This window comes from Streptomyces sp. URMC 127 (assembly GCF_051386535.1).
Classification (GTDB): domain Bacteria; phylum Actinomycetota; class Actinomycetes; order Streptomycetales; family Streptomycetaceae; genus Streptomyces.
Genome location: NZ_JBPQTW010000045.1, coordinates 12,176 through 33,588 on the forward strand (window position 1 = coordinate 12,176; position 21,413 = coordinate 33,588).

Below are 21,413 nucleotides of genomic sequence, written 5' to 3' on the forward strand. Positions count from 1 at the left end.
GCAGAGGCATCCGTCCCCGCCGCCGAGGCGGAGGGCCATTCCATGCCCTCAGCGTCAGACGGGCGGCATCAGATCGCTCTCGCTGATGGTGTACGTCAGCAGGGGGTAGTTGAAGTCGGTTTCTTGGTTCTCACGGCGTCGTAGTTGGTAGAACTCGCGCCTCTGCTCATCGTCGGCCGGCATGAGGCGCACGCCCTGCGGGAGGTATGCATGTCCGTCACGAAACCGAAGGACGGTCTTTGACGTCCGAAACGTTACACCCAACCATTGGTTTTCCGCCGCCTGAACGGACATGTCCAATACGATTTTGTGCCTGAGTCGCCGGTTCGCGTCGACAGAAAATGCGACGATACTGTTGTGCGCGAGGGGGATCTCGAACTTCTCGCAACCAGACCCCTTTGATTCGAGGATCAGCTTCCTCGGCGGGCTCGCCTCGGGGTGCTGGTAGCAGGAGAAGACGGCGATAAACGACTCGCTGGCCAGATCGAGGGCTTGATCGGAATGGCTGCCCATGGTTGGGTAAGCGTTCGTGTAGCTCTCGATCAGAGCGTTGTTGAAGCCGACCGGGAGCGCCGCACGTTCTTGAATCCGCTGCGCCAGCCGTTCGTGCACCGCCAGGAAACGCTGCGCCGGGCTGCTGTATCGAGTGGTGGTACGTACGAGGGGCACACCACCCGTCTCGTCGATCTTGGTGATCGTAGCGCCTCGCCGGCCTTTTCCTACATCTTCCCAACGTACCGATGCGAACAGCTCCGCAAAGAGATTTTCATCCGTTGGCAAATCGCACGAGATGATCTCATCCGAGATCCTAGACTCGGGGGGCAATGTAGTCTCCCGTGTTCATACTGAAGAGGAATTTGTCGCCGTAGTCAATGAAGGACGAGGTCCTGTTCTCCTCGGCGTACAGTCTGCGCAGCTCGTTCATGCCGGCCGATGTGGGTGGCCCCAGCTTCGCCAGATCTCCGGCCATTTTGAGGAACGTGCGGCCGTTCTTGTGCACGGCTTCGGCGCTCGAGCAGCGCACCACGTATCCCAGTCGGGTCGGGAGCAGCTCGGCGTCCAGCGGTGAGGGCCGGACTTCGTGCGTATACAGGCGGTTGGTGGACAGCGGCATGAGGAACACGGAGCCGGGGTAGAGGGTCAGCGTGAACTGCGGGGGGAGCGCAACGCCGTCACGTTTTTCGGTCGGCTCCTTGAGGCGGAAGTGGAGTCTGGTCAGCGCGCTGGCACCCTTCACGCCATAGTCGAAAGGATCGTCGGCCAGGGGCTGCAGCTTGTCGAGCCGGTCATAAAAGGTGCAGAAGGCCATGATGCCGTTGACGGGCATGTCCTTGGTCTTGTCGGCGTGGGCCGAGATCTTGGCCTTGGACTGCTTGCGCTCGGGCGTGGCACGGGTGTTGTGGTAGATCTGAGCGAGGACGTGATTCAACGGTGCCTGGTTCCGGAAGACGGCGGCGGCCTCGCGGTTCAGAGCATCGACGATGTGCGTGTCGGTCGGACGAAAGCCCTCGGTCGGTCCCGAGAGATTCGTGGAGCACCGGAGCAAGCGGAAGTGCAGTTCGTCGCCGTCTCGTGTGACGGGCGTCAGATAGATTCCGCTGCGGTGGGCTGTTCCAGGCTTGGTGGACTCTGTCAGGGACTGGAACGCGTGCTCCGCACAGATCCGCCCGAAGTGATCGTCGCCGAGTCCGAAAAAGCGGCGGTAGTACACGCCGAGGCCGTGTGCTCGGATGGGAGCTCGGCCGAGGTCGACGGGGGTCCAATGTTTTCCGACGTCCTCGCGGTAGCCGTGTGACAGCTCCCGGATGACGAATACCCGGGCAGCCTCCTGCAGTTGGCGGCTGCTGATCCCGGATACATCGCCGCACAGGTAGACGGTCTTCTGTGCGAGGTTGAGCGAACCAGAAGCGAGGTCATCCGGCGTGATAACGGACCCGAAGAAGTCCCTGATCACGTCATTGTCTTGCGACAATGACGGCGCAACCAAGATGTTGCTCGCATCCTCGATGCAGGCTTCTGTCAGCTCTGTTGCGCACATCAAACGGTACCTGTCATTCACAGATCTTGGTGGATCGCTCAAAATCGTGGACACGACAACAGTCCGTCTCATTTCGTTCGCGTTGTGCAGCACGAATGGAAGGAGACGGACTGTTGAACCTTGATGCTCTCACGCGGCTGGACAGCGGGCAACGGGGTTCTGCTGTACGGGCGGGCGGTGGGCGCAGTTGCTCGGGGAGGTAGTGGGGCCGAGCGGACAGTCCCGCGGTGAGATGGTGGCGCGGGCCTCGGCGTGCGGGGGCAGGAGGCGTTCGTCGGCAACGCCGTAGCGGACATGAGCGAAAGGAAGCGCCCGCCATCAGGACGAGGGCGGTGCAGCCGGCAGTGACGGCAGGTCGCGAGTGACCCTGGTGGCGTTGCGGTGCCGCAGCGAGGGCCTGCCGGTGTTGCGGCGGGGCAGGAGGGCGAAGCGATCATGCTGATCGATGCGGGGCTCTCGCACCGCCTGACACCGTGTCCGATGCGGATGCGTGACTCGGTGGGAGGAATCCGACATCGCCGCGCCCTCAAACCGAGCAGCCCGCCTGGAGCGACCGTAGCGCTCGCCTCGGGAGCGCTAGGGGATGCACGTGGTTCGACCGACGGGTCACTTCTTCTCCCCCGACAGGTCACTTCCTCTCCCCCGACGGGTTACTTCTTCACCACCCGGCGCGTAGCCGACCGTAGGGTGTGTGCGGTGTCGATGGCGGCGGTACGCGTCCGGTGGGCGGCTTCCTGCAGTGGGCTGAGTGAGCGTTTGCCAGGGCCGCGCTTGAGCAAGTCCTCGTAGAGGCTGAGGTGTTGCTCGGCGATGTGGTCGGGAGCGAAGCGGACCGAGTTCTGCCGAGCTGCCTCTCCCATGCGCCGGCGCAGGGCGGCGTCACGGATGAGGTCGCACAGCGCGGCAGCGAGGCCGTCGGTGTCGCCGGGGCGGACCAGGCGCCCGTCGACACCGTGGGCGATGATCTCGCGCGGCCCGTTGGGGCAGTCAGTCGCGACGACAGGCAGGCCGCAGCGCATGGCCTCGACGATGGTCATGCCGAAAGACTCCCGGTCGGAGGCGGAGACGGCGATGGACGCCTTCGCGAGCTCGGACTCCAACGCGCCGACGTGGTCGTTGAGGAAGACGTGGCCGTTCAACCCAAGACTGTCGATGAGGGCGGTCAGAGCACGCCTTTCGTCGCCGGTGGTGTCGCCTCTACCGAAGATCCGTAGCTGCCAGTCCGGGTGAGAGGCGACGACGTCGGCGAAGGCCTTGATGAGGAGGTCGTAGCGTTTCACCGGGATGAGCCGTCCCGCGGCCACGACGACTTTGCCGGTGTGCTCGGCCGGTCCCTCCGTTATGTCAGGGACGCTGTTGGCAATCGCCTGCACCCGTACGCCGGGCAAGCCGAGTCGGCGGTAGGCGTGCGCGTCGGCTTCGGTCACGGTGGTGAGTGCGTCCAGCAAGGGGTAGCGGTGGCGTATCTCGTGGCGCATGCGCAAGCCGTGGCCGGAGAGGGTGAGGTGTTCTTGGCCCACCCTGATGGCGGCGGGGTGGGCCTGCCGGGCGATGTGCACGTTCAGCCCCGGCCTCGTGCCGACGATCACGTCTGTCTCCAGGCGGGACAGATAGCGGCCGATGCGTTCGTCCGTGAGGCGGCTGTACTGCCTGTGACGGCCGTCTGCGCGGGGAAAGACACGGGCGGGCTGGGCGTGGCGGGGATCGTCGCCGTCGTAGTGCGGGGAAGCTCGGTGCAGGTCCACCAGATGTGTCAGCCGCACCCCCGGTGGTGCGCCCATGGCCGGCGTCTTGCGGTAGCGGAGGACCGAGGCGATCTCCACGTCGTGGTGGACGGCCAGTGCGGCGGCAAGGTTGAACGTCGATCTGATCGTGCCGCCAATGGTGTAGGCGTTGTGGAGCAGGAAGGAAATACGCATGTGCTTGCACACCTCTGGCTGGCTGGTGGAGCGGTGGGGCGGGCACGGGCGACGGCGGCGCGGCGGACGACGGCAGACCGTGCCGGGATGGGGACTGGCTGGGAACGGGCTGGGGGCGGGGCGCAGGAGGTGGAGGACGGTGACGAAGAGACGCGCCGCGGGCGCCAGGCTGTCCGTTCGCACGGGCCCGGGCCGCCGTGGCCCGGGTCGCGTGGCCCGGACCGCTGTGAGGCGCTGTGGCCCGCCCCTGGCCGGACGGCCGGAGCCCGGTGGGAAGACTCGTCCCGGTGACCGAGCGAGTGGACCTGAGCGAGTGGACCGAGCGAGCCCCGTGCTCCTCTGCTCATGGGATGCCGGAGAAGCCCGCGGTGGGTGGGTGAACGGCAGGGCTCGGCATGAGGGCAGCTTTCTGAGCGATCAGGGGGCGGAGGAGCACCGACGCGGAGCAGCCCGTCGAACCCTGGCCGGGACCGTGCGTAGTCGGATCCCGACCGACGCTGCGTAGTGGGCCCGACCGGACGCTGCGTAGTCGAACCGTGGGCGACTGCGAGTAACGGGCGCTTCCGTCCGGTGCGGCGGAGACACAGCATGCACGAACCAACCCAAAGATGATCTAAAAAACCCAAAGGTCATCTTCAGGAAGAAGAACACGCGGCATGACAGGCTGCATCCTGTGAAAGGCATCCTGGTCATCGAGGACGATCCACAGCTCGGACCCGCCCTGCACCGCGGTCTGACAGCGGAGGGCTACCGCGTAGAACTCGTCCGCGACGGCACCACCGGGCTGGAGCGAGCCCTGACCGGTGACCACTCGGTCATCGTGTTGGACATCATGCTCCCGGGTCTGAACGGCTACCGAATCTGCTCCGCCCTGCGCGCCGCGGGCATCGACACGCCCGTGCTGATGCTCACCGCGAAAGACGGCGAGTACGACGAGGCGGAGGGCCTGGACACCGGCGCCGATGACTACCTGGTCAAGCCGTTCTCCTCGGTGGTCCTGCTCGCACGGCTGCGGGCCCTGCTGCGCCGGGGTGCCACCGCCACGACGGGCCACTCCGTGCTGCGCGTCGGCGATCTGTGGGCGGACACGACCTCCCGCCGCGCAGGCCGGGGCGCCGTCGAGTTCGCCCTGACACCGAAGGAATTCGCGATCCTCACCTGTCTGCTGCACACACCGGACCGCCCGGTGTCGAAGGAGGAAATCCTCGACGAGGTCTGGGACCCGGCCTACACCGGGGGCACGGCCATCGTGGAGGTCTACATCTCCGCACTGCGCAAGAAGGTGGACGCTCCCTTCGCCACCCACAGCATCGAAACCGTCCGCGGACACGGCTACCGCCTCACACCCCGCGAACAGCCCTGATGACCGCCCAGCGGCATCCCTCGCGCCGTAGCCGTACACCGGCCCTGCTCCACCGCCTGCCCGGACAGGCGCGCATCGCACTCGTGGCGGGAGTCGCCGCCCTCGTGCTGTTCGGCACCGGGGCGTGGTGGCTCTTCCAGCACGTCCGCGCGGACGCCTACCGGACGACGGACAACCGCGCGTACGAGCTGTCCGTTCAACTCGCCGGCCAAGCGGCCGCCGGCGAGGAAATCCTCAGCGACCCCCTGCGGGGCTGGCCCCTCATCGAGATCGACCGGGCCGGCCGCACCGTCGCCGCGGCCGGCGGCACCCGGAACCTCATCGGCCTGAGGACCCTGCTCCCCCCGCCTCCCGACCAGCCTCCCCACCGGACAACCGGCAGTCCGCAACGGGGCACGGTCCACGTCGGCGCGGTCGACGAACGCGACCACGACCGCTTCCACCGTCCCGACGGAACGCTCAAGCCGCCGCCCAGCAGTGACACCTCTGCCGAGCAGAAGGCGCTCATCGCCCACCGGCAGGCTCACGTTCTCGCACACCGCACCATGACCGTCTTCGCCACCGCCGTGCACACCCCCGCGAGCGCATGCCGCATGCCCACCGAAGCCGACGGGTCGTGCCGTTCCACCCTCTACGTCCTCGTACCTCCCGACGACGCCGAGCTGGCCGCAGCTTCACTGCGCACCCCGCTCATGACCGGTGTCCCGCTGGCCGCGCTACTGGTCGCCGCCCTCGCCTGGACCGCCGCACGCCGTTCCCTGCGCCCGGTCGAGGCGATGCGGCGGGAGGTCGCCGAGATCACCGACACCAGCCTCGACCGCCGCGTTCCCGTCCCCGACGCCCGCGACCCCGTCCGTAGCCTGGCACTGACCACCAACACCACTCTGGACCGGCTGGAGACCGCCGTAGAACGCCAACGCCGGTTCGTCGCGGACGCCTCACACGAACTCCGCTCCCCCGTCGCCGCACTGCGCTACGAACTCGAGACCGCTCTCGCCCACCCGGACACGATCGACGCGCACCAGACACTCCACAACGCCCTCACCGCCACGCGACGCATCCAGACCCTCACCGAAGACCTGCTCCTGCTGGCCCGGCCCGACCACCCCGCCGCCTACTCCCTCATCGACCTGGCCGGCCTCGCCGCGGAACTCGTTCACGAGTACCGGCACCGCGGCCACCCCGTCTCGCTGCGCGGCACACCCGACCAGGCCCCCGTCCGCGGCGACGGCGCACAGCTCCACCGCCTGCTGCGCAACCTCCTCGACAACGCCGTACGGCACGCACGCACCGCCGTCGTCTTGGACATCACCACCGACGGCCGAGCACACACAGTCACCGTCCACAATGACGGCACGCCCCTGGCCCCGGACGAGTACGAGCGCGTCTTCGAGCGGTTCACCCGTCTCGACGAGGCTCGTACTCGCGACACGGGCGGCAGCGGCCTCGGTCTCGCCATCGCCCGCGACATCGCCGAACGCCACCACGGCACCCTCACCGCCCACTCCGACCACCCCCGTCCCGGCACCACTTTCATCCTGGTCCTCCCCGGCCCACCGGATACGACTGTCTGAGCGCGCTGGCAGAGAGACGGCCGAATGAGCCGATCAAGACCTCTGCCACGCCGACCGGGCGGGTCGCTGCGGCCTCGGCCTGCTGTTCCGCGCGGCGAGAGCGGGAAGCTCAGGCAATCCGCCGGATGCGCATCGGGGGCTGTTGCCCGGCCGATCGTGGCCCCCTATCGGGGAACCGTCCGGGCGGGGATCGTCCGCGAGCCGGACCTGCTGCGCGGGCTCGGCCACTGACAACTGCGGCCTCGACCCCATCCGGGCATGAAGCCATGGCGCGGGACTCCGCCGGCCAGGTCGGCGTCCAGCCCGACAGCACGCTGCGCCTGGTCCTGACCGACGGCCTCGGAGCCAGGGATGCCCCTCCCTTTCTCTTACAGCTTCCCTTACAGCCCCCGACCGACGCGGACCGCACCCAGGAGAACGGGGACCAGGCCCCGCTGCGGACGACCACCACCGTCTTGCGGACGCTGCTGGCCGAGCGCGTCCCGGCGGGCCCCGAAGGGGCGGCATTTCCGGTGTGTCTGCGTAGAGACCACCCCCAGCTGCTGCCCCGGTGCGCACCGGAATGCAGGTTCAGGCTGTGGGGCCTAGAAGATTTGCAGCGCGCGCAGGGCCGAACGAAGTCCAGCTGTGGGTCGATACCCACCGGCGCCTGGCGTACTGGGACACCGGCCCCCCTCACCGTCGGCCAACCGCGCCCCGCGGCCCCCTGTCCCTACCACCGGTCGTCCGCCGCTCCCAGCCGACCGTCTGTCCCCCCGCGCGCCCGGGGTCGGTAAGCGTCCGTCGTCCCCCGGACACCGGCCACACACCACTACACGGCGCTCGGGCCCGCCCTCGTCCAGGACACACCCTTCCTCCCGTACCCCCCTCCACAAAATGCCGCCTGCTCCCGGCACGACAAGCACGCCGGGAGCCGAGGCCGTTCCGCCCACCGTCCCGCCGGTGCAGGGCCGCACCGTTGTGCCGCCCGCGGGCCCCGGCCCCGACGTATCGCCGACACCACAGGTGGATCACCAGCCCGGGCCCGCCAGGACGGCCGATCAGGCCGGCTCCCCTGCTCCCCTGCAACCGGCTCCATCGACACTCGCTGCTCAACCGCCGACTTCAACGCGGCGGGTCGGTCACGATGGATTGTCTTGCTGACGGCAGGATGATCAACCAGTCGAGGTCGTTGACGTGTTGATCGAGCACCGCGTCATCAGGCAGCGTGGATCACGCGCTGGGCCTCGACCCGCGTTTCCGGATGGTAGGCGGCAGGCGTGCGGTCTGCTCGGTGGGGATGCCTTCTGAACGCGTGGTGGCGGTCCAGGGCGGCCTCGACCGGGCCCTGGAGAGCATCACCGAGGTGCTCGGCAAGACCGACACGAAAGCGGCATGCTCTTCGGCCTCGACGTGGGCCTGGCCACCATGGCCCACACCTCCTTACTCCGAGGCCCAGCCGCTGCGGCGGGTGTTGCGGCCAGCGTGGCGTCGACGCTTCTCGGGGCTTCGATCGCGTTCATCGCGCTCGTGGTTCTGCCCGGCCTCCGCGACACCGGCCACAGCTCGTTCTTGCGCTGGGCGAAGCTAACGCCGGAGAAGAGCCGGGGAGATGTTCGGGGGGACGCTCGGCCTGAACAGGTCGGGGTCCTGTCGCGGCTGGCACTGATCAAGTTCCGGCGACTCCAGGTGGCATGCCTCACCGCCACCATGTCAGCTCTTGTGCTTCTCGCAGCGGACCGTCTCCCCCCATTGAGCTGACACCCGGCCGGAAGCACTCACCGCGACACGTCTGTCACCCCAACCTAGGCTCAAAGGGCATTTCCCCCCTATATAAGGAGAAATCGATGGGACTTGCACTCGACCCGAAGATCATCCACAAGGACGGGCACCTCATCGAGCATGCCGCGCCGGACAAGCACGCCAACGCTCTGAGCGTCCAGGAGGCGTGGGCGGCCTTCACCGCGGCGGTCTCCAAGCTGCCACCGCCGGAGCAGGAGCAGCTCGCCAGCAAGGTGGCGATGAGTGTCCTGGCTTACCTCGGTGGTTTCACGGAGAAGGAGGGCTGACCATGCCGATCGCGAAGGCAGGAAACGTCTCGTATTTCGTTCCGGACAGCGTGGCCAAGGACCTGGGCTACAACGACCCCCACCAAGGCCCCGGAAGCGACTCCGGCAGCATGAAGGAAGCAGTGGGGCTGTTCAACGCCATCGCCAAGGCGATCGGCGCGGAGACGATCAAGATGCCGACTCTGGCGGACCTCGCGAGACTCAACCCCATGGGTGAGTCAAGCACAACGAGTCCGACGTGAGCTCGATCGTGTGAACGTCATGGTCGGGTGAGGTTTCGGGTCCGCTGCCGGCCGGAGAAGGCGCCAGGTCATACATTGCCCTCCGGAATGCACTCGGCTTGCGTGAGCTTCGCTGAGGCTTGGGCTCCAGGCTGGCTGGTCTCGCGGTGGCGCCGTCCCGGGAGCCGCCCTCCTGTTTATCGCGGCGGATCGTCTCACCGCCCTGCTCTGATGGCGGGCGCCGCGCGGGGCTCGCGGTCAGTTCGAGCCGGTGAGGGCGCGGTACGGAATTGCCGGCATGTCGCCGTGCTGCAGACTGCGCCGCCGTCGGTCGAGCCAACCGTTCCGGGTCGCTTGCAAGGACATGCCCGTCAGGGCACGGAAGGTCTCCGCCGTCGCAGTGAGGGTCAGCCTGATTCCGTCCGGCTCGATGAACACGGGGCCGTGCTGCCGCATTGCGATGAGCGCGCCGGACACGGGCGGCACTTGGCGTGTAGTTGCTGCGCCTGGCCGCCATTCGCCCACCTGGGGCGGCTCCAGGTCGCCTGTTGGGATTTGCGTGCGCCGCCTACGCGTTATCGAGCTGTCGCACGTGGCAGTGAACATGCGGTCTGTTCCGTGTGTGGCCTTGTGAGCAGGAAAGTCCAGTAGAGAACTCGTGCCGAGTGAAACCGTCTGGCCGCTAAGGCGGGGTCGGGCATCGGCTCAACCCTCCCATGTGGGAGGCGCGGTGATGTGAGATGAGGGAGCAAAACGTGGCGACTGATCCATCGACCGCACTGCAAGGGATCGACCCGGACGCCTGGGAGCAGTTGGCCCGGACCGCTAACGAACACAAGAAGGAGGGCCAGGCCGACACCACGGCCGATGAGATCAAACAGCTGTACATCGAAGGTGCGCAGCGGGTTGAGGACCGGCCGCTCGTGGTGCAGGCGCCGGAGGTGCGCACTGAGCCGGTTCGCTGGGAGGAAAAGTGGCGTGAGCACCTGTTTGACCTGGGGCCGCTGGAGTTCTATGCCCTGTGCCATCTCAAGTTCGACAACGAGGAATGGGCGTTGAAGCTCGGCGTCGGTGCCGACCTCAGCGGCAGGAACGTCTGGTGGGAAGGCATCGACCTCAGCGCCAGCCTCACCAGCTACACCTGGACCATCAACCTCAAGATCCTGCAGGGAAGCCTGACCGTGGGCGTCCGTAGGGACGACTCCAACAATTGCTGGTGGTTCTACGTGGCTGGTGAACTGTGCTACTGGTGGGGCGGGTGGAAGTGCCCCGTCAAGTTCAAGTTCGACGTCTTCTGGTTCCGCTGAGCCACACCGCTCGGCAGTGGCGCATGGCGCGTGAAGCAGGCCAACCCGCCTCAGCTGAAGATCTACCTACAGCCGGCAGGTCGGCACAACTATGGTCGGCGCAGGCTTCGGAGTGCTGGGCTTCGGAGCCTTCGCCCGCGTGGAGGCTCAGTGCGGCATGAATTTCAGGTCCCTGCCCGTAGCAGCGTCGACCAGTTGGCGTCCGCCCAGGGATGAGTGAAGGGTGACGCTGACCTGGCTGGAGCCGTCGCTATCGTCACCGCAAGGCGTGCGAAGCGTCTCGCCTCGCTTGAGTGTCAGGGTGACCGTGGTGGAGGTTTCCCGGGCTGTGAGCTGGGGGCGCGCTCCATCGCACTGGGGGTTCCATAAGGTCCGCACGGACAGTGTGCTGCCGTCTCCGCTCAGCTGCACGTCGCTGATCAGGCTGGTGTGGCGTCGGTGGTGGCGGCGGCGATCGTTCCACTGCCACCAAGCGGTCGCGGCGACTACCACGATTGCCACGACTCCAGCGATCCACAGGGCGTGGGCAGCACGCCTGCGCTGGCTGAGGTCCACGGTCACACTCCGGCCATTGTCCGGCGACCATTGCCCATTTCAGGGCATGCAAGGTCTGGGAGATCGGGACGTAGTAGACGGTCTTGAAGCACCAGGGCTTGCGGTTGTGGCCGTCGAGCACGGTGTCCTCGTTGAGTGACGGGGGGGCATGCGGTGGTGTCGTTGAAGGCGGTGATGGTGCCGCGCGCCTCGTCAGCCGAGTAGTTGTTGGCCCCAGCGAACACGGGCCCGCCGCTGTCGCCGTTGACGCCGGCTATGCCGATGCCGATATCCGTGATTTGGATATTAAGTGGACGCCGCCGTTCGCGCCGTTGGTGCACACGTAGTCGCCGACGTTGTTGTGTCCGTAGCCGGTGACCGGTTTGGCGTATCCGTCGGTTCTGTACGCCTCGCCGTCGTACAGAAAACCGGGCAGGGCCCCGGGCTTCGGCGTGCAGGGCGATGCCGACGGTGTCAACGCCTGCATCGCTCTGAAGCCAGTCGCTGACGCCAACATCCTCAGCGCCTTCCCAGGTACGCCAGTACCCCTTCTGCGCCGTCGCAGCGCTTCGCGGCCGGGAGCATGAATGTGCCCTTGCTGTCCTTGACCGCGAAGCCGCTGGAGCAGATCCCTCCGGTGAGGTTTCGGAGCGCGGATCCGCCGTACCAGGGCGACGTGTCATGCTTCCGCGTCGGGTTGCCCGCGAAGGGTTTGACTGGTTGTAGGGCGGACCGTGGCGCTGCGGCGGGTGCTGCCGTGTTTACGGGTTCGTACGCAGTGGTCGTGGCGACCCCCGTCAGTTGCTCGGTGAGGGCCTTGAGCTCCTTGGTCCTGCCCGCGCGCATGGCTGGTGTCACCCTGGCTGCGAAGTCCGGCTTACCGGTGGACTGGCCCTCGTCTTAGGTGATCTTCAGGGAGCTGCCGTCGTTGGCTGCACCCTGCCGGTAATGCGGATCGCCTCGCTGGTGGACGGCACGCGCAGGGTGACTGGCTTTCCGTCTTTGATCAGCTTGCCGCCGGCCAGGCGGAGCTCGGCCTTGGAGTAGCGGGCGGGAACAGCCGAAATCGTCACGCCGGTGGGCGGCTGTTCGAGGATGCGCTGCACTCGCTCCGGCGGCGCGCCCTTCCAATGGAGACAAAGTCCCGAGGAATCCATCCAGGAGGACGAGCCGTAATCCAGCTCGGCGACTCAGGCGCAGGTCAGTAGGGGTGCGGCGTCCAACTGACGGAGGCTCATCCGGGCCCGTCCAAGGGCGTCCGTGCACGCACCGCTCACGCATTTCGTGGCTGCTGACCTGGCCAAACAGCCTTGGAAGGCAGAGCGAGCGTGACTGTCAGGAGGCCCTGGTCACACCAGGCCCTCCTGACGACTGCGGGCGGTCAGTTGCAGCAGTCGCAGCCGGGGCGACAGCCGCACGAATCCGTCTCCGCATCACGCTGCGCGGGAATCACGGCGGCCGACGCTGCGCAGCAGCCCTTGCCCCCCAGGCGTCACGGCCTTCCTTGACCGCGATGGCGGCGATGAAGAGGGCGGCGATCGGGTCGGCCCAGGACCAGCCGAGGGTGGCGTTGAGGGCCAGCCCGACCAGGAGCACGGCGGACAGGTACGTGCACAGCATGGTCTGCTTCGAGTCGGCGACCGCGCTGGCGGAGCCGAGTTCGCGTCCGGCGCGGCGTTGGGCGGCGGACAGGAATGGCATCACTACGAGGGACAGGGCGGCCAGGATGATGCCGGGGGCGGAGCGTTCGGCCTCGCCGGTGCCGACCAGGGCACGGACGGCGTCGATGGTGACGTAGGCGGCGAGCGCGAAGAAGGAGACCGCGATGATCCGCAGGGTGGTCTTCTCGCGGGCCTCGCTAACAGCATGGTCGCGGGCGGAGAACTGCCAGGCGACTGCGGCGGCAGAGGAGACCTCGATGACCGAGTCCAGGCCGAAGCCGATCAGGGCAGTGGAGGAGGCCAACGTGCCGGCGGTGATGGCGACGATGGCCTCGATCACGTTGTAGCTGATGGTCGCGGTGACTAGCAGCCGTATCCGACGAGCCAGGGTGTCGCGCCGGGCTGGAGCAGGGCCTATGCCTATGGGTATCTCGGACATCAGCAGCACTCCTGCGTGTCGGCGTCCGGGCAAGTGCGGTCGGATTCGACAGCGACCACGGCGGTACGCAGGTCGTCCAGGGCATGGCCGAGGCGCTCGTCGGCAAGCTCGTAGCGGGTGCGGCGGCCGTCGGGGGCAGTGACGACCAGGCCGCAGTCGCGCAAGCACGCCAGGTGGTTCGACAGCCTGGTGCGGGAGATGCCGAGAGCATCGGCGAGGTCGGCGGGGTAGGCGGGGGCTTCCCGCAGGGCCAGCAGGATGCGGCAGCGGATCGGGTCGGCGAGCGCGCGGCCGAACCGGGCCAGCACCTCGATGTCGGAGGCGAGCTTCAGCACGCCTCCGACAGTACACGGAATCCTGAATTCAGGAAATACTGATCATTCGCGCGGTAGCTCGGGGCCGGGGCCTTTGGCGGACGGATACCGGTCAGTTCTTCGGCACGGTTAGCGAGGGCTTCGGCGAGGTGCGGATAGAAGCCGCGGGCGACGGCTTGGAGCATCTCGGCGAGCGCGCACAGCTCGCCCGCGCGTCCGGCGTCGGCATTTCGTGCCTGCTGACTTGCGCCTTTCCGTGGGGCAGCTGAGGTAGCGACCGCCACCTCAACTGGGTTTCGTTCAGCTCGTGAGGGCGTGTCCGAGCCCTTGGTAGGCCCATCCGGCGTTGGCCCAGCGGCGGGCGTCGAGAGTGCCGCGTGCGTCCACCAGGCGGTACTGGGCGGGCTTGGCGATAAGGAGGTCAGGGTCTGCGTCGGCGTACTGCGGCCAGTGGGTCAGGTGGAGCAGGACGTCGGCGCCGTCGAGGACCTGTTCGATGTCGTCAATGCATTCCAGCTCGGGGGCCTGGCGGCGGACCGTCGGCAGAGCCTTGGGGTCGTGGACCGCGACCGAGGCGCCGGCGGCGTGGAGGTCGGCCGCAACGGCAAGGGCGGGCGAGTCCCGCACGTCGTCGGTGCCGGGCTTGAAGGCGGCGCCCCACACGGCGATCCGGCGTCCGCTGAGGTTGCCGTCGCATGCCTGGCGGGCGAGGGCGACGACGCGTCGGCGGCGCCGGATGTTGATCGCGTCGATCTGGTGGAGGAAGCCGACTTCGGGCACCCCGAGTTCCTTGCCCCGTGCGATGAGGGCGCGGATGTCCTTGGGGATGCAGGAGCCGCCGAAGCCGAGGCCGGAGTCGAGCATCGCGCTGCCGATGCGGGGGTCGTGTGAGAGGGAGGTCGCGAGGGTGTGGATGTCGGCGCCGGCCGCTTCGCACAGGGCCGCCATCGCGTTGATGAAGGAGACCTTCGTCGCAAGGAAGGCGTTCGCGGCGGATTTGGCCAGCTCGGCGGTGGCGAGGTCGGCGACGACCAGGGGCACGCCGACTTCGGTCCACGGCGCCCAGACGCGGCGCAGTGTCGCTTCCGCCTGTCCCTGGCGCGTGGGGAGGCCGACGATGATCCGGGTGGGGCGGGCGGCGTCCTCAAGCGAGGTGGACTCGCGCAGGAAGTCCGGCGACCACGCCACCGTCACGTGCGCGCCGTCGGGGGCGTGGTCGGCGGCGAGTCGGCCCATGCGGGCGGCGGTGCCCACGGGGACGGAGGACTTGCCGACGATCAGGCAGCGGCCCGAGGCGCGGGAGGCGAGCGCGATGATGGCGGACTCGATCGCCGACAGGTCCGCGCCGAGGGCGCCTTCCTGCTGCGGGGTGGGTACGCACACGAAGTGCACGTCCGCGAACGCGGCGGCCTCTTCGTACGATCCGGTGAACTTGAGTCGGCCGGAGGCGTGGTGCTCGGCGATGGCTTCTCCGAGACCTCGTTCGTCGAACGGGGCTCGGCCCTGGCTCAGACGTTCCAGGGCAGCGGGCGAGACCTCGACGCCGAGCACGTCGTTTCCGATCGCCGCCAGCGAGCAGGCGTAGGGGGCGCCAAGACGCCCACAGCCGATCACAGTGACTTTCACGGGCTTGACCTCCGTCTTTGTGTGGCTGTGCTGGATGGTGGTTGTGTGGTGGGCCACGACATCGCCGAGAGAAAGGCGCTTGCAGTGCGGATGACCGTCATCGGGTGTGGGCACCTGGGAGCTACGCACGCCGCCGCCATGGCCGAGATCGGACACGACGTCATCGGCGTCGATGTCGACCCGGACAAGATCGACACCCTCAACTCGGGCCGGGCCTGGTTCCGTGAACCCGAACTCGATGACCTGCTCGCCCGGCACGTGGGCGGCCGGCTGCACTTCACCACCGACATCCGGGCCGCCGCCGAGCACGGCGAGGTGCACTTCATCGGCGTGGGAACGCCGGACCTTCCCGATGGCAGCGGCTACGACCTCTCGCAGGTCTTCGCCGCTGTCGAGGCGCTCGCCCCGCACCTGACCGACCGGTGCCTGATCGTCGGCAAGTCCACCGTGTCCGTCGGCACCACCGCGGCCGTCCGAGAACTGGTGCACCGCCTGGCCCCGGCCGGGGAGGCCGTCGAGGTCGCCTGGTCTCCGGAGTTCCTGCGGGAGAGCCACGCGGTCGCCGACACCCTCCGGCCGGACCGGATCGTGGCCGGTGTCTCCTCCCCGTGGGCGGAGAAGACCATCCGGGAGGCGTTCGCTCCGATCGTGGACGCCGGCTCGCCCCTGATCGTCACGGACCCGGAGACGTGCGAGCTGGTCAAGGGGGCCGCCAACGCCTTCCTCGCCACCCGCATCTCGTTCATCAACGCGATGGCAAACCTGTGCGAGGTCACCGGGGCGGACGCGGCCGTGGTCGCCCAGGCCATCGGCTACGACACCCGCATCGGGCACCGGGCCATGAGCCCCGGCCTCGGCTACGGCGGCGGCTGCCTGCCGAAGGATGTCCGGGCCTTCACCGCTCGTGCCGAGGAACTCGGCGTGGGCGACTCCTTCGCTTTCCTGCGGAGCGTGGACGCCATCAACCGCGACCGCCGGTCGCGCACCGTGGAGCGGGTGCGGGACGTCGTCGGCGGCGATCTGGCGGGCAAGAAGATCACTGTGTGGGGAGCGGCGTTCAAACCGGGGACCGACGACGTCCGGGATTCCCCGGCCCTCGACGTCGCCGGCCGCCTGCACGAGGCCGGGGCGATCGTGACGGTCTTCGACCCGATGGCCAACGCCAACGCCCGCGCCGGATGCCCGGATCTGACCTACGCGGGAAGCGCCGTCGAGGCCGCTCGTGGTGCCGACGTGGTGCTGCTGGCCACCGAGTGGCCGCAGTTCGCCGACGCCAACCCCGAGACGGTCGGCCGGGCCGTGGCCGACCGGGTCCTGATCGACGCCCGCAGCACCGTCGACACCGACCGGTGGGCGATGGCCGGGTGGACCGTTCACCGCCTCGGCAAGGGCTGACCCGTGCCGGGTGTCCCGCGCCCGGTGGACGCGGGACACCCCTGCTTCAGCCACGGCGGCCGGTGATCAGCGCGGCCGTCGCCGTGTGCTCGAACCGGCCCGACGGCTCGGCTGCGACCAGCACCTCGCGCAACGCGTCCTCGAAGGCCCTCTGCTTGTCGCCGAGTACCACCGGGGAGGAGTAGGCGTAGGTCAGTTGGACACCGATCACTTCCTCGGTGCTGTACGACACCACGTGCTCGGCCCGTGTGACGGTGATGCGGCTGAAGGCCGAGCGCCGCAGCGCGCTCTCGTGGTCGCCCTCGGGCACCCGGTAGGGCTCGCGCGGGCCGGCGGCCGGATCGGCGCCGACGAACCGGGCCCGTACCCGGCCGACGGCCTCGTGCCACCACGGCCGTGGGGCACCGGCGGCGTGGGAGCAGAGCACGGCGACGAACGCTCCCGGTGCCGTCACTCCGTCGAGCTGCCGCAGGACCTGGTCTCGGTCCATCCAGTGGAAGGCGTCAGCGATCACCGCCCCGGAGACCCCTCGTACTCCGGGGAGGGCGGCGACGTTCTCCGCGGTGGCCTGGCGCCAGTCGGTGCCGGACAGCCCGCGCTCCTTCTCCTCCGCGCGGGCGGCGTCGAGCATCTCCGGGCTCGGGTCGACGGCGATAACGTCGATGCCGCGTACGGCGAGGTCCAGGGAGACCGGGCCGGGGCCGCACCCGAGGTCGAGCATCCGGGGGGCGGCCGTCTGTTCGTGGGCCATGGACGCGATCAGGTCCAGCAGGACCGGCGGGTGCGGGCGCCGGTAGCGGGCGTACCAGGCGGCCGTGGTGGAGAAGATCTCTGAGGGCCTTTGGTACGGGGTGGGGTGGTTCGTGGTTTCGGTCATGGGAAGTGCACCTCCGATGGTCGGTGGTGTGCTGTGCAGCGCGAGCGTCGGCGAGTTGGCCGTCGTTGAGCCGCGGTGGTCACTCCTGCGTGAGGTCCGGAAGCGAAATTCCGGACGGCACTCGCAGGACCTTGCCGGTGTGCTCCTGGCTGGCCATCAGGCCCAGGCATGCGACGGTGGCGGCGGCACCGAGGCCGTAGACCCAGGCCGCGATGGTGCCGACGAGATCGATCGGCTTGCGGAGCCGTCGGCGGGGGCGGTGCTGTGCGTGGTGGCTCACAGACGCGAGTCCTTCCAGGCATGCGTGATCAGCTCGACACGGAACGTGTGGCCTAGGCCGTAAGGATGCTCGGCCTAGGCCACTTAATGCAAGACTCAGGAGTGGCCTAGTACACTCAACCGACCTAGGCCACACCACACTTGGGAGCCGCGCCGTGAACAACGTTCCGGAATCCGCACACCTAACCGAGGCCCAGCACCCCTACATGCGCCTCGCGGCTGAGTTCCGCCGCCGTATCCTCGACGGCGACCTGCCCGAAGGCGCCAAGCTCCCCAACCACCGCGCCCTCGCCGCCGAACATGGCGTCGCTGTCGCCACCCTGCAAAAGGCCCTCGGACAGCTCCAGGTCGAGGGCTACATCCGCACCAGCCAACGGGGCACCTACGTCGCCAACGCGCCCAAGGCCGGAGCCTCCGGCTACGACCGCATCACCCGCGTCCTGCGCACCGGCAGCGTCCTCGGTGACGGCGAAACCGTCATCGTCACCGAAGCCCACCTCGTCGTCCCGCCCCTGTACGTCGCCGACATCTTCGACCTCGACGAAGGTGACCAGGTAGTACGCCGCCAGTGGCACACCGGCCGGGGACACCAGCGGCTCATGCTCGCGGTGTCCTGGTACCCGGCCGAGTTCGCAGCCCTGGTGCCCGACCTGCTCTCTACCGCCGCAGGCAAGGCCCCGGGCCTGCTGCCGCGCATCATCGAGGCCACCGGCCGGCGCCCCGTCGAAGGCCGCGACGATATGCACGCCCGGGACGCCGAGCCCCGCGAAGCCGACTTCCTTGGCCTCAAGACCGGCACCCCGATACTCGCCGGAGCCCACCGCCTGTGGGACGACCAGGGAATCATCGAGTACGGCGAATGGTGCCTGCCCTACCGCCACGTCATCGGCTACGAGTACCGGTTCGACGCCGCGCCCGACCAGAGCTGAGTGCCCCACCCCCCACCCCAGGGACGTGCACTCGATCACATAGAGCGTGCGCCGAAGTCGATGAGTTCCACGGGCGGAAGGGCCGGAAACTGTCGCATTAGGGAAACTGTCGGCTCGGACCAGATTTTGCCGTTTGGCCAGATGGGCAAGCGGCACTGCGGGGTTTGCTTGGCCCTAGCGCTCCAGTCAGAAATCGTTGCCTGAGCTGGTCGGTTTCGTTGTCCAGGGCATGGTGGGGGTGGATGAGGCCGGTCTCTGGGCGGCTGAGTTGGAGTCGGTGTTCGCGCGGGTGGCGGGTCGGTTCTCACGGGTGGATCTGGGGTGGCGGATGCGGGATAACGTGCGGGGTCTACTCGCGCCGGTGGGCCGGAAGAATGGCTGGCAGCTCGCCGAGTACGCAGGTCACCACGGGCCCGCCGGATTCCAGCACCTGCTCAATGGCGCGACCTGGGACGCCGACGCAGTCCGTGACGATGTCCAGGACTACGTGTCCGAAGAACTCGGCTGTCCGGGCGGGGTGTTAATCGTGGACGACACCGGCTTCCTCAAGAAGGGCACGAGCTCGGCTGGTGTCCAGCGGCAGTACTCCGGCACGGCCGGCCGCACCGAGAACTGCCAGATCGGAGTGTTCGCCGCCTATGCCTCACCCAAGGGGCGGGCACTGGTGGACCGGGAGCTCTACCTGCCGAAGTCCTGGACCGGTGACACGGGCCGTTGCCGGGCGGCGGGCATCCCCGGGAACCGGGGTTTCGCGACCAAGGGCGAGCTGGCCCGGGCGATGATCCTGCGGGCCCTGGCCTCGCCCCTGCCCATCGCCTGGGTGACCGGCGACTGTGCCTACGGCCAGGAATGGCGCATGCGCCGCACCCTGGAGGAAGCCGGCGTCGGATACGTCCTGGCGGTGCCGAAGTCACAACAGCTTCACGCCCCCTTCGGCCGTATCGACCACGCCATCGCCCAGGCACCGGAGGAGGCCTGGGAGCGGATGTCCTGCGACGACGGCGCGAAGGGCCCGCGACTCTACGACTGGGCCGCTGCCCGTCTGCCGGCCATCGACGTCTTCGACGGCGACGCACCGACGCACGAGCGGTGGATACTGGCCCGCCGCAGCATGGCCAGGCCCGACGAGACCGCCTACTACATGGCTTACGCGCCCAACGGCGCCACGGTCGGCGATCTGGTGCGGGTCGCCGGCTCGCGGTGGGCGATCGAGGAGGCTTTCCAGGCGGCGAAGAACGAGTGCGGCCTGGACCAGTACGAGGTCCGCCGCTATCCGGGCTGGTACCGGCACATCACCCTGGCCATGCTCGCGCACGCCTTCCTGGCCGCCCTCGCGGCCCGGACCATCGAGAAAGGGGCTGCAGAAACGACGCCACCAGCATCATCTCTCTCACCGTGGCAGAGGTCCGGCGGCTCCTGGATGTTCTCCTTCCCCGCCCCGAGCCCCGCAACGGCCCCACCGCACACGCCCTGAGCTGGTCCCACTGGCGCAGACGCCACCAAGCCGCAGCACGGCACTGCCACTACCGAAGAAGAACCAGCTCAGGCAACGATTTCTGACTGGAGTACTAGGCCGACCTCGACAAGGTGCGCGCCCTGCTCGGCTTGGCCGACGCCGACGACGCCGAGGCACAGCACCGAATAGCCGAGCTGCTGGAGAAGGTGGCGGCCGACAAGGCTCCGCTGCCCGGCCCGGAAGAGACCCGACGCAAGCTCCGCACCGGGCAGTCCCTCACCACGCACATCACCGTCGCTGAGTGGCTCGACCAGTGGATGGCGGCGAAGAAGATCTGGAAGACGACGGCCAACGGGTACGCGTCGCACATCCGTGTGCACCTCAAGCCGCGCATCGGAAAAGTCCGGCTCGACCGGCTGAACGTTGGGCACCTGGTCGAGATGTTCGACGCCATCGCCGACGACAACGAGGTCATTGCGGCGGAGAACCAGGCGAGGCGTGAGCAGGTCGCCCGGTGCAAGCGGGGCAAGCCGGGCGCACCGACGGCCGGGGAACGGGCGAAGCTGGCCGAGGAGCGGGCCAAGCTCGCCGAGATGATGCCGTTCCGAAAGCTGACCGGACCGGCCAGGCGGCAGCGCATCCGGTCGACGCTGCGTACGGCCCTCAACGCAGCCATCGCATGGCAGCTCATCACCTTCAACCCTGCCGAGCACGTCGAACTGGAGTCCGGGAAGCGGCCCAAGGCGCTGCTGTGGACCGAGGAGCGGGTGCAGCGGTGGCTGGAGACCGGCGAGAAGCCGAGCCCTGTGATGGTGTGGACGCCGGCGCAGGTCGGCGCCTTCCTCGACGAGGCGCCTCGACAGCGGCACTGTGGCCGCTCTGAGGGCCCCTCGGGTGCAGCAGAACAAGGAGCGCCTCAAGTGGGGGGCGGCATGGTTCGACACGGGAAAGGTCTTCACAGAGGAGGACGGGTCCTGGCTGCACGCCGAGATGGTGTCCGAGGCGTTCCGGTGCATTTCCAAGGCGGCCGGACTGCCGCCGATCAATCTCCGTTATCTACGTCACGTTGCCGCCACTTTGATCCATGGAGGCGGCGGAGACATCCACACGATCAAAGAGACCTTGCGCCAGTCGTCCATCAAGCTCATCTCGTTATACGTACACGAGCCTGCTCCCCGAGGTCGATCGCGGAGATCGCCGAGGCCGCTGCGCGGCTGGTGCCCCGGGCGCGCTCCGCAGCCGCTGAAAGCACCGCCGCTCACGCATCGCTCACGCAGAAGCCCGAAAATGCGGCTTCGCCCCGGCTGAAGAAACCCAGCCGGGGCGAAAAGATGCAGGTCACAGGTGGCGCTATGACCTCATCGTGCGGTAGGCCGTGTGGGACTCGAACCCACAACCAATGGATTAAAAGGCGATTGTTGTCCGGGTCGACC

The 21,413-nt window shown here is 68.1% G+C and carries 18 protein-coding genes and 2 pseudogenes; 9 read left to right on the top strand and 11 right to left on the bottom strand.

All coding sequences use genetic code 11. The features are described from left to right. Positions 1-54 precede the first annotated feature (54 nt). The 3 genes from ACSNOH_RS13070 to ACSNOH_RS13080 form a co-directional block, all read right to left on the bottom strand. Positions 55-825 carry a hypothetical protein gene (locus ACSNOH_RS13070; protein WP_436721441.1) on the bottom strand — a complete coding sequence of 257 codons (771 nt, stop codon included), beginning with the start codon at positions 823-825 and terminating at the stop codon, positions 55-57. Continuing rightward, entirely contained in the window at positions 809-2,038 is a 1,230-nt protein-coding gene (locus tag ACSNOH_RS13075) for a hypothetical protein (protein WP_436721461.1), read from the bottom strand. Before ACSNOH_RS13075 ends, ACSNOH_RS13070 begins: the two co-directional genes overlap by 17 nt. A gap of 650 nt (positions 2,039-2,688) precedes the next feature. After that, complete coding sequence (locus ACSNOH_RS13080; RefSeq protein ID WP_436721442.1) at positions 2,689-3,957, bottom strand: glycosyltransferase family 4 protein; 1,269 nt, start codon at positions 3,955-3,957, stop codon at positions 2,689-2,691. 673 nt (positions 3,958-4,630) lie between these two features. Here ACSNOH_RS13080 and ACSNOH_RS13085 point away from each other — a divergent pair. The 4 genes from ACSNOH_RS13085 (at position 4,631) to ACSNOH_RS13100 (ending at position 9,184) form a co-directional block, all read left to right on the top strand. After that, a complete protein-coding gene (locus ACSNOH_RS13085) occupies positions 4,631-5,320 on the top strand; it encodes a response regulator transcription factor (protein ID WP_436721443.1) in 690 nt (229 codons plus the stop codon). Beyond that, a complete protein-coding gene (locus ACSNOH_RS13090) occupies positions 5,320-6,894 on the top strand; it encodes a sensor histidine kinase (RefSeq protein WP_436721444.1) in 1,575 nt (524 codons plus the stop codon). The genes ACSNOH_RS13085 and ACSNOH_RS13090 overlap by 1 nt, the downstream gene beginning before the upstream one ends. Positions 6,895-8,720: 1,826 nt before the next feature. Then, positions 8,721-8,942, top strand: a complete 222-nt coding sequence (locus ACSNOH_RS13095; RefSeq protein ID WP_436721445.1) for a hypothetical protein — start codon at positions 8,721-8,723, stop codon at positions 8,940-8,942. Between the two features lie 2 nt (positions 8,943-8,944). Next, positions 8,945-9,184 (top strand): hypothetical protein, encoded by a 240-nt coding sequence (locus tag ACSNOH_RS13100; protein WP_436721446.1) that lies wholly within the window; start codon positions 8,945-8,947, stop codon positions 9,182-9,184. Positions 9,185-9,421: 237 nt separating this feature from the next. Here the strand turns inward: ACSNOH_RS13100 and ACSNOH_RS13105 are convergent, their stop codons facing one another. After that, on the bottom strand, positions 9,422-9,640 hold the full coding sequence (locus tag ACSNOH_RS13105; RefSeq protein WP_436721447.1) for a hypothetical protein: 219 nt from the start codon (positions 9,638-9,640) through the stop codon (positions 9,422-9,424). Between the two features lie 278 nt (positions 9,641-9,918). Here ACSNOH_RS13105 and ACSNOH_RS13110 point away from each other — a divergent pair, with 278 nt between their 5' ends. Continuing rightward, positions 9,919-10,470, top strand: a complete 552-nt coding sequence (locus tag ACSNOH_RS13110) for a hypothetical protein (RefSeq protein WP_436721448.1) — start codon at positions 9,919-9,921, stop codon at positions 10,468-10,470. A gap of 147 nt (positions 10,471-10,617) precedes the next feature. Here the strand turns inward: ACSNOH_RS13110 and ACSNOH_RS13115 are convergent, their stop codons facing one another. From ACSNOH_RS13115 to ACSNOH_RS13135, 5 genes and pseudogenes are all read right to left on the bottom strand, one after another. Beyond that, positions 10,618-11,031: a hypothetical protein gene (locus ACSNOH_RS13115; protein ID WP_436721449.1), complete on the bottom strand. Its 414-nt coding sequence runs from the start codon at positions 11,029-11,031 to the stop codon at positions 10,618-10,620. An 884-nt stretch (positions 11,032-11,915) separates the two neighbouring features. Beyond that, a complete protein-coding gene (locus ACSNOH_RS13120) occupies positions 11,916-12,110 on the bottom strand; it encodes a hypothetical protein (protein ID WP_436721450.1) in 195 nt (64 codons plus the stop codon). Positions 12,111-12,385: 275 nt separating this feature from the next. Beyond that, positions 12,386-13,104, bottom strand: a pseudogene (locus ACSNOH_RS13125) (cation transporter). Then, complete coding sequence (locus tag ACSNOH_RS13130) at positions 13,104-13,439, bottom strand: ArsR/SmtB family transcription factor (protein WP_436721451.1); 336 nt, start codon at positions 13,437-13,439, stop codon at positions 13,104-13,106. The pseudogene ACSNOH_RS13125 and the gene ACSNOH_RS13130 overlap by 1 nt, the downstream one beginning before the upstream one ends. A 279-nt stretch (positions 13,440-13,718) precedes the next feature. After that, positions 13,719-15,044, bottom strand: coding sequence for a UDP-glucose dehydrogenase family protein (locus ACSNOH_RS13135; RefSeq protein ID WP_436721452.1), 1,326 nt, complete (start codon positions 15,042-15,044; stop codon positions 13,719-13,721). Between the two features lie 90 nt (positions 15,045-15,134). On the opposite strand from ACSNOH_RS13135, the gene ACSNOH_RS13140 reads away from it, so the two are divergent. Then, positions 15,135-16,439 carry a UDP-glucose dehydrogenase family protein gene (locus tag ACSNOH_RS13140; RefSeq protein ID WP_436721462.1) on the top strand — a complete coding sequence of 435 codons (1,305 nt, stop codon included), beginning with the start codon at positions 15,135-15,137 and terminating at the stop codon, positions 16,437-16,439. 46 nt (positions 16,440-16,485) lie between these two features. On the opposite strand, the gene ACSNOH_RS13145 is transcribed toward ACSNOH_RS13140, so the two are convergent. Next, positions 16,486-17,316, bottom strand: a complete 831-nt coding sequence (locus tag ACSNOH_RS13145) for a class I SAM-dependent methyltransferase (RefSeq protein ID WP_436721453.1) — start codon at positions 17,314-17,316, stop codon at positions 16,486-16,488. Between the two features lie 79 nt (positions 17,317-17,395). Continuing rightward, positions 17,396-17,596, bottom strand: coding sequence for a hypothetical protein (locus ACSNOH_RS13150; RefSeq protein WP_436721454.1), 201 nt, complete (start codon positions 17,594-17,596; stop codon positions 17,396-17,398). Positions 17,597-17,801: 205 nt separating this feature from the next. Here ACSNOH_RS13150 and ACSNOH_RS13155 point away from each other — a divergent pair, with 205 nt between their 5' ends. From ACSNOH_RS13155 to ACSNOH_RS13165, 3 genes and pseudogenes are all read left to right on the top strand, one after another. After that, a complete protein-coding gene (locus ACSNOH_RS13155; RefSeq protein ID WP_436721455.1) occupies positions 17,802-18,524 on the top strand; it encodes a GntR family transcriptional regulator in 723 nt (240 codons plus the stop codon). A 229-nt stretch (positions 18,525-18,753) separates the two neighbouring features. Then, positions 18,754-19,998, top strand: a complete 1,245-nt coding sequence (locus ACSNOH_RS13160) for an IS701 family transposase (RefSeq protein WP_436721456.1) — start codon at positions 18,754-18,756, stop codon at positions 19,996-19,998. A 113-nt stretch (positions 19,999-20,111) separates the two neighbouring features. Next, positions 20,112-21,227 (top strand): annotated as a pseudogene (locus ACSNOH_RS13165) (site-specific integrase); the annotation flags it as partial. Positions 21,228-21,413: the final 186 nt, after the last annotated feature.